General features: G+C 73.4%; 8 protein-coding genes. All 8 read left to right on the top strand.

Annotation, left to right across the window (positions count from 1 at the left end):
- The first annotated feature begins 316 nt into the window (after positions 1-316).
- Positions 317-1,372: an LCP family protein gene (locus tag ACQRUO_RS37405; RefSeq protein WP_428320639.1), complete on the top strand. Its 1,056-nt coding sequence runs from the start codon at positions 317-319 to the stop codon at positions 1,370-1,372.
- A gap of 131 nt (positions 1,373-1,503) precedes the next feature.
- Complete coding sequence (rpmE, locus tag ACQRUO_RS37400) at positions 1,504-1,725, top strand: 50S ribosomal protein L31 (protein WP_230049590.1); 222 nt, start codon at positions 1,504-1,506, stop codon at positions 1,723-1,725.
- A gap of 132 nt (positions 1,726-1,857) precedes the next feature.
- Positions 1,858-2,940 (top strand): peptide chain release factor 1, encoded by a 1,083-nt coding sequence (prfA, locus tag ACQRUO_RS37395; protein WP_428320638.1) that lies wholly within the window; start codon positions 1,858-1,860, stop codon positions 2,938-2,940.
- 23 nt (positions 2,941-2,963) lie between these two features.
- On the top strand, positions 2,964-3,830 hold the full coding sequence (prmC, locus tag ACQRUO_RS37390) for a peptide chain release factor N(5)-glutamine methyltransferase (RefSeq protein ID WP_428320637.1): 867 nt from the start codon (positions 2,964-2,966) through the stop codon (positions 3,828-3,830).
- Between the two features lie 127 nt (positions 3,831-3,957).
- A complete protein-coding gene (locus ACQRUO_RS37385; RefSeq protein WP_428320636.1) occupies positions 3,958-4,605 on the top strand; it encodes an L-threonylcarbamoyladenylate synthase in 648 nt (215 codons plus the stop codon).
- Between the two features lie 32 nt (positions 4,606-4,637).
- Positions 4,638-5,318, top strand: a complete 681-nt coding sequence (locus ACQRUO_RS37380; protein ID WP_428320640.1) for a protein-tyrosine-phosphatase — start codon at positions 4,638-4,640, stop codon at positions 5,316-5,318.
- A gap of 38 nt (positions 5,319-5,356) precedes the next feature.
- Positions 5,357-6,634: a serine hydroxymethyltransferase gene (gene glyA, locus ACQRUO_RS37375; RefSeq protein ID WP_428320635.1), complete on the top strand. Its 1,278-nt coding sequence runs from the start codon at positions 5,357-5,359 to the stop codon at positions 6,632-6,634.
- A 174-nt stretch (positions 6,635-6,808) separates the two neighbouring features.
- Positions 6,809-8,053: MraY family glycosyltransferase (locus ACQRUO_RS37370; RefSeq protein ID WP_428320634.1), on the top strand; the 1,245-nt coding region annotated here is incomplete at its 3' end.

Here is an 8,053-nt window from a genome sequence, read left to right as displayed (position 1 = left end):
GGGGGGGGGGGGGGGGGGGGGGGGGGGGGGGGGGGGGGGGGGGGGGGGGGGGGGGGGGGGGGGGGGGGGGGGGGGGGGGGGGGGGGGGGGGGGGGGGGGGGGGGGGGGGGGGGGGGGGGGGCGCCTTTGGGGAGAACGACGTGAGGGAGAAAAAAAAAATTTATAACCCCCCTCAGAGGCCGTTCCGCGACCCCTCCGCCGGCAGTCGACCGGGTAAAACGGACATAACGCTCTTATATGTCTCATCTATCCTCAAAAGGTCGGTCGGGGTGACCGGACGAAGCGAGGAGCGGGGCCGAAGCGAGGAGCGGGGCCGATGGTCGAGGACGAGCAGGGCCGCACGGGCCGCCGGGGCGGCCACCGCCGGGTCCGCAGCCGTCGGGCCCGGGCGCTGCGGGCCGCGGCGATCGCGGCGGCGGGCCTGGTTGTGGCCGGGGCCGGCACGGCCGGCTACGCGTACTGGAAGTGGAACTCGAACATCCGCAGCGTGGACATCGACTCCCAGCTCGGCGCCGCCCGGCCCTCGGCCCCGCCCGGCGGCGCCTTCAACCTGCTGGTGCTCGGCTCGGACTCGCGCGCCGGGGCCAACGGCGCGCTGGCCGGCGGCGACACCGACGGCACCGCCCGCTCGGACACCGCGATGGTGGTGCACGTCGACCGGAGCCGCTCGAGCGCCACCGTCGTCTCCATCCCGCGGGACACCCTGGTGGACCGCCCCGCCTGCCGGGCGCCGGCCGGCACCGCGGTGCCGGCCCGGGCGGCCGCGATGTACAACAGCGCCTTCCAGGTCGGCGGCGCGGCCTGCGCGGTGAAGACCACCGAGCAGCTGACCGGGCTGCGGATGAACCACTTCGTCGAGATCGACTTCACCGGCTTCGCCAAGGTGATCGACGCGATCGGCGGGGTGGACGTGACCACCTCGGTGGACATCCGGGACAAGGACAGCGGGCTGGACCTGCCGGCCGGCACCCACCACCTGGGCGGCGACCAGGCGCTGGCCTTCGTCCGGACCCGGCACGGCGTGGGGGACGGCAGCGACCTGGGCCGGATCGAGCTGCAGAAGCAGATGGTGAAGTCGATCGTGCGCCAGGTCGGCTCGATCGGGGTGTTCGGCAACCCGGCCCGGCTCTTCGAGATCGGCAACACGCTGACCGGCGCCGTCACCACCGACACCCAGCTGGCCTCGGTGAGCGCGCTGACCGGGCTGGGCGAGGCGCTCAAGGGGATCGGCCCCGACCAGCTGACCATGGTGACCATGCCGCTGCTGCCCGCGCCGGGCGACCCGAACCGGGTGGTGCCGCGGGAGCCGGCGGCCGGGCAGCTGTGGGCCGCGCTGCGCGCCGATCAGCGCCCGCCGGCCGTTCCCTCCTGAGCTGCGGAATAACCACCGGGCGGCTCCGGTTTGGGAAGAAGCGGCCAGTGCTGGCACACTGGTCCGTCGGTCCCGGTTCACGAGCGGCTCCCGCCGCCGACCCGGCACCCTCCCGATACCTAGGAGATCCCTTGAAGCGCGACGTCCACCCCGAGTACGTGGTCACCTCGGTGACCTGCACCTGTGGCAACGAGTTCACCACCCGGTCCACCGAGACCTCCGGCGTCATCCGCGCCGAGGTGTGCTCGCAGTGCCACCCGTTCTACACCGGCAAGCAGAAGATCCTCGACACCGGTGGCCGCGTGGCCCGCTTCGAGGCCCGCTTCGGCAAGCAGCACAGCGCGAAGGCCTAGCGCTCCCGCGGCGCCGGTCTCTGGCGTCCCCGCACTCGTGCGGGGGCGTCCGGGCCGGCGCCGTTCGCGTCTCCCCGCGGACCGGGCTCCGCACCCCTCCACCCCATCGATCGGGAAAGTAGGCCGAACCCCATGTTCGAGGCAGTCGAAGAGCTCCTCGTCGAGCACGCCGCCCTCGAGATGAGGCTGGCCGACCCGTCGGTGCACGCCGACCAGGCGAACGCGCGCAAGCTCGCCAAGCGGTACGCCGAGCTGACCCCGATCACCCGGACCTACCGGGCCTGGAAGCAGGCGGGCGAGGACATCGAGGCGGCCCGTGAGCTGGCCGCCGAGGAGCCGGAGTTCCTGGCCGAGGCCAAGGCCGCCGAGAAGCGGCAGGGCGAGCTGACCGAGGAGCTGCGGCTGCTGCTGGTGCCGCGCGACCCCAACGACGACAAGGACGTCATCCTCGAGGTCAAGGCGGGCGAGGGCGGCGAGGAGTCCGCGCTGTTCGCCGGCGACCTGCTGCGGATGTACCTGCGGTTCGCGGAGCGGGTCGGCTGGAAGACCGAGATCATCGACGCCAACGAGTCCGACCTCGGCGGCTACAAGGACGTCTCGGTCGCCGTGAAGACCAAGGGCAGCCAGCAGCCCGAGCCCGGCCAGGGCGTCTGGGCCCGGCTGAAGTACGAGGGCGGCGTGCACCGGGTGCAGCGGGTCCCCGCCACCGAGTCGCAGGGCCGGATCCACACCTCCGCGGCCGGTGTGCTGGTCACCCCGGAGGCCGAGGAGGTCGAGGTCGAGATCAACACCAACGACCTGCGGATCGACGTCTACCGCTCCTCCGGCCCGGGCGGCCAGTCGGTCAACACCACCGACTCGGCGGTCCGGATCACCCACCTGCCGACCGGTATCGTGGCGTCCTGCCAGAACGAGAAGAGCCAGCTGCAGAACAAGGAGCAGGCGATGCGGATCCTGCGCTCGCGGCTGCTGGCCGCCGCGCAGGAGGCGGCCGAGCAGGAGGCCTCCGACGCGCGGCGCAGCCAGGTCCGCACGGTCGACCGCTCCGAGCGGATCCGGACGTACAACTTCCCGGAGAACCGCATCTCGGACCACCGCACCGGCTTCAAGGCCTACAACCTGGACCAGGTCCTCGACGGCGACCTGAACGCGCTGATCCAGTCCGCCGTGGACGCCGATGCCGCCGCGAAGCTCGCGGCGGCGCAAGAGCAGTAACCACCACCAAGGGGTACGGACGGATGAACCTGCTGCTCGCGGAGGTGGCCCAGGCCACCCAGCGGTTGGCCGCGGCCGGCGTGCCGTCGCCGCGGTTCGACGCGGAGGAGCTCGCCGCGCACATCCACCACGTCAAGCGCAGCCAGCTGCACACCGTGCCGGACGCCGACTTCGACGCCCGCTACTGGGAGGCGATCTCGCGCCGCGAGGCCCGCGAGCCGCTGCAGCACATCACCGGGCACGCGTTCTTCCGCTACCTGGAGCTGGAGGTCGGCCCCGGGGTCTTCGTGCCCCGGCCGGAGACCGAGACGGTGGTCGAGTGGGCCATAGAGGCGGTCCGCGCGATGGACGTGGCCGAGCCGCTGGTGGTCGACCTGTGCGCCGGTTCCGGGGCGATCACCCTGGCCCTGGCCCAGGAGCTGCCGCGCTCGATCGTGCACTCCTTCGAGCTGGACGAGGGCGCGCTGCGGTACACCCGGCGCAACATCGAGGCCAGCCCCGACCGCGACCGGGTCACCCTGCACGCCGGTGACGCCACCCTGGCCTTCGCCGACGACCGCTCCTGGGACGGGCGGTTCGACCTGGTGATCAGCAACCCGCCGTACATCCCGCTGACCGAGTGGGAGCACGTCGCCCCCGAGGCCCGGGACCACGACCCGGAGCTGTCGCTCTTCTCCGGCGAGGACGGCCTGGACACCATCCGCGGCATCGAGCGGGTGGCGGCGCGGCTGCTGCGGCCCGGCGGCGTGGTGGTGATCGAGCACGCCGACACCCAGGGCGGCCAGGTGCCGTGGATCTTCAACGAGGAGGCCGGCTGGACGGACACGGCCGACCACCGGGACCTCAACGGGCGGCCGCGTTTCACGACAGCCCGAAGGGCGAGGTCGTGAACCGTCGATGCAGTACGACAGCCCGAAGGGCGAGGTCGTGAACCATCAGCGCCGTACCACGGCGCGCCGTGCTCGGGCGTAGGACGCCAGCTGTGACTTCCAACCGTCTTCGAAGGGGACTGCTCCGATGAGCCGCCGTTACGACTGTGCCGACGCAGGCGACCGTGCGACCGGGCTGCGCGAGGCCGCCTCGGCGATCCGCCGCGGCGAGGTGGTCGTGCTGCCGACCGACACCGTCTACGGGATCGGTGCGGACGCCTTCAGCCCGGAGGCCGTGGCCGCCCTGCTGGCCGCCAAGGGCCGGGGCCGCAACATGCCCTCCCCGGTGCTGGTCGGCTCGCCGACCACGCTGCACGGCCTGGTCACCGACTTCTCGGAGAAGGCCTGGGAGCTGGTGGACGCCTTCTGGCCCGGCGGCCTGACCCTGGTGGCCAAGCACCAGCCTTCGCTCCGCTGGGACCTGGGCGAGACCCGCGGCACCGTCGCGGTCCGGATGCCGCTGCACCCGGTCGCCATCGAGCTGCTCAACACCACCGGGCCGATGGCGGTCTCCAGCGCCAACAAGTCCGGCCAGCCGGCTCCCGCGAACTGCACGGAGGCCGAGGCCCAGCTGGGCGACGCGGTCTCGGTCTACCTGGACGGCGGCACCGCCGAGCACGGCCTGGCCTCCACCATCGTGGACGTCACCGGCAAGGTGCCGGTGTTGCTGCGGGCCGGTGCGGTCAGCGTCGAGCAGCTGAGGGAGGTCGTCCCCGACCTGGAGGCCGGCAGTTGACGGCCTCGCTCCACGACCGGCCGCCCAGGTACCTGGTGGCCGCCCCCAGACCCGGCAGCGGCGAGCTCAGCGGCTCCGCCGCGGTCTTCCGGATCCTCTTCGTCTGCACCGGGAACGTCTGCCGCTCGCCGATCGCCGAGCGGCTCACCCGGCATGAGCTGGACACCCGGCTGAACGAGCGGGCGGCCGGCCGGATCGTGGTGGAGAGCGCCGGCACCTGGGGCCACGAGGGGGCGCCGATGGAGGCGCACGCGGCCACCGTGCTGGGCGAGTACGGCGTGGACAGCGGCAACTTCGCCGGGCGCGAGCTGCTGGACGAGCACGTGGTGGAGGCCGACCTGGTGCTCACCTTCACCCTGGACCACCGCGCCCAGGTGATCTCCATGGGGCACGCGGCGGGCCTGCGGACCTTCACGCTCAAGGAGTTCACCCGGCTGATCCGCTCGATAGACCCGGCCAGCCTGCCCCGCGCCGGCACCGACGCCGAGGTCACCGAGCGGGCCCGGGCGCTGGTCCGGGCGGCCGCCGCGCTGCGCGGCTGGCGGCTGGCGGCCGATCCCGCGGCGGACGAGGTGGGCGACCCCTACGGCGCCCCGCTGGGCATGTTCCGCAACTGCGTCGAGGAGATATTCGACGCGGTCGACCCGGTGGTGACCGCCCTGACGGGCGTACCCGGCCCGCGTCATCAGGCCCCGGGCTCCTTCCGGTCCTAGGCTGGATGCCACCGCCCGAACGGCCCCGGAGCGCCGCCATGACCCTCACCGATGCCGCGCACGGCCGCACCACCGAGCACCGCTGGGAGCCGCCCGCGGCGCTGAGCGCGACCGATCCCGAACTGGCCGACCTGCTCTCGGCGGAGGCCGAGCGGCGGGCCACCAGCCTGCAGCTGCTGGCGGGGGAGAACCTCGCCACCGAGGCCGTGCTGGCCGCGCTGGCCGGCCCGCTGGTCGACAAGTACGCCGAGGGCTATCCGGGCCACCGCCACCACACCGGCTGCGCCGTCGCGGACAGCACCGAGCTGCTCGCGGTCGCCCGGGCCCGCACCCTGTTCGCCGCCGAACACGCCAACGTCCAGCCGCGGTCCGGGACTTCGGCGATGCTGGCGGCCTTCGCGGCGCTGCTGCGGCCGGGCGACACGGTGCTGGCGCTCTCCCTGGAGCACGGCGGGCACCTCTCCTGCGGCTCGCGGGCCAACTTCTCCGGGCGCTGGTTCGACGTGATCGGTTACGGGGTGCGCGAGGAGGACGGCCGGATCGACCTGGACCAGGTCCGGGAGCTGGCCCGGGCGCACCGCCCCAAGGCGATCATCGCGGGGGCCATCTCCTACCCGCGGCACCCCGACTGGGCGGCCTTCCGGGAGATCGCCGACGAGGCGGACGCCTACCTGGTGGCCGCGGCCGCCCAGGTCACCGGGCTGGTGGCGGCGGGCCTGGCGCCCTCGCCGGTGCCCTACGCGGACGTGGTGGTCGCCGCCACCCACAAGCTGCTCCGCGGCCCGCGCGGCGGCCTGCTGCTCTGCACCGGCGAGCTGGCCGACCGGGTGGACCGGGCGGTCTTCCCGTTCACCCAGGGCGGGGCGGCGATGAACGAGGTGGCGGCCAAGGCGGTGGCGTTCGCGCAGGCGGCCACGCCGGAGTTCGGCGCGTACCTGCAGCGTGCGGTGGACGGCGCGCGCGTCCTGGCGGACGAGCTGGCGCTGGCCGGCGCCCGGCCGCTGACCGGCGGCACCGACACCCACCTGGTCACCGCCGACGTGGCCCCGCTGGGCCTGACCGGTGCGCAGGCCGAGCGCCGGTGCGCGGCGGCCGGCCTGATGCTCGGCAAGTGCGCGGTACCCTTCGACCCGGCACCCGCGGCCGAAACCTCCGGGATCCGGCTGGGCACCGGCACCGCGGCCGCGCTCGGCCTGGGGCCGGCGGAGCTCGCCGAGGTCGGGCGGCTGATCGGCGGCGTGCTCGGCGGGGCCGCACCGGCCGCGGCCGGGCAGCGGGTGCGCGAGCTGTTGCGGGAAACCGGAGCGGCTGGGTGAACCGGAGCGGCTGCGTGAAATCGGGGTGAAAGCCCCCGGCAGGGCGAACCGCGGTGCACGCGCCGCTCGTCCGACTCAATAAGGTGTGTACCGTGGCGACGCACCTCTCACCCCTCAGCCGTGCGGGAGTCCCTCCCGTACGTCCCCGTCAGCGCGTGTGTCTGGAGGCCGTCGGTGCGTGAGTACCTGCTCGTGGTCTTCTGCACGGCCGCCGTCACCTACCTGCTGGTCGGCCCGGTCCGGAAGTTCGCGATCATCGCGGGTGCGATGCCGGCGGTGCGGGCCCGTGACGTGCACCGCGAGCCGACCCCGCGGCTGGGCGGCATCGCCATGTTCGGCGGTCTCTGCGCCGGCCTGCTGGTCGCCTTCCAGCTGAACAACCTGGGCAAGGTCTTCCACCAGGACTCCTCGGACATCAAGGCGCTGCTCTCCGGCGTCGGCATCATGTGGGTGCTCGGCGTGCTGGACGACAAGTGGGGCGTCGACGCGCTGGTGAAGCTGGGCGGGCAGATGATCGCCGCCGGCGTCATGGTCTACCAGGGCATCACGGTGATCTCGATCCCGGTGCCCGGCGTCGGCCCGGTGGCGCTCAGCCCGACCCTGGGCATGGTGATCTCGGTCGCCCTGGTGGTCGTCATGGTCAACGCGGTGAACTTCATCGACGGCCTGGACGGCCTGGCCGGCGGCATGGTGTGCATCGCCGCGATGGCGTTCTTCCTGTACTCCTACCGGCTCTGGTACGGGTACTCGATCAGCGAGGCGGCGCCGGCGGTGCTGTTCAGCGCGCTGCTGATCGGCATGTGCCTGGGCTTCCTGCCGCACAACCTGCACCCGGCCCGGATCTTCATGGGCGACTCCGGCTCGATGATGCTGGGCCTGATGCTCGCGGTCGCCGCGATCTCGGTGACCGGCCGGGTCGACCCCGACCTGATCACCGCGCAGACCGGCGGTTCGCAGACGGCCACCACCCACATCCTGGTGCCGATCTACATCCCGCTGCTGCTGCCGCTGGCGGTGATCGCGCTGCCGCTGGCCGACCTGCTGCTGGCCGTGGTGCGCCGCACCTGGGCGGGCCGCTCGCCGTTCGCCGCGGACAAGCAGCACCTGCACCACCGCCTGCTGGAGATCGGCCACTCGCACAGCCGGGCCGTGCTGATCATGTACTTCTGGGCGGCGCTGATCGCCTTCGGCACGGTGGCCTTCTCGTTCACCAACACCGGACGCACCGTGGTGCTCACCTGCGCCGGGTTCTGCCTGATCGGCATCGTGGTGCTGCTGCTGCCGTGGTTCCGGCCCAAGGCGCCGGTCGCGGTGCAGGCGATCGTGCCGCCGCGCTACCGGCGCGGCACCTCGGCCCGGCGCCGCGCCGGCCAGCCGGCCGAGCTGCCGGCGGTGGAGGCGTCCCGGCCGGCGGCAGCC

The sequence above is a fragment of the Kitasatospora sp. LaBMicrA B282 genome (genome assembly GCF_050325825.1).
Classification (GTDB): domain Bacteria; phylum Actinomycetota; class Actinomycetes; order Streptomycetales; family Streptomycetaceae; genus Kitasatospora.
The sequence above is the reverse complement of the archived record's forward strand: the minus strand, read 5'-3'. Positions and strand labels throughout refer to the sequence as shown.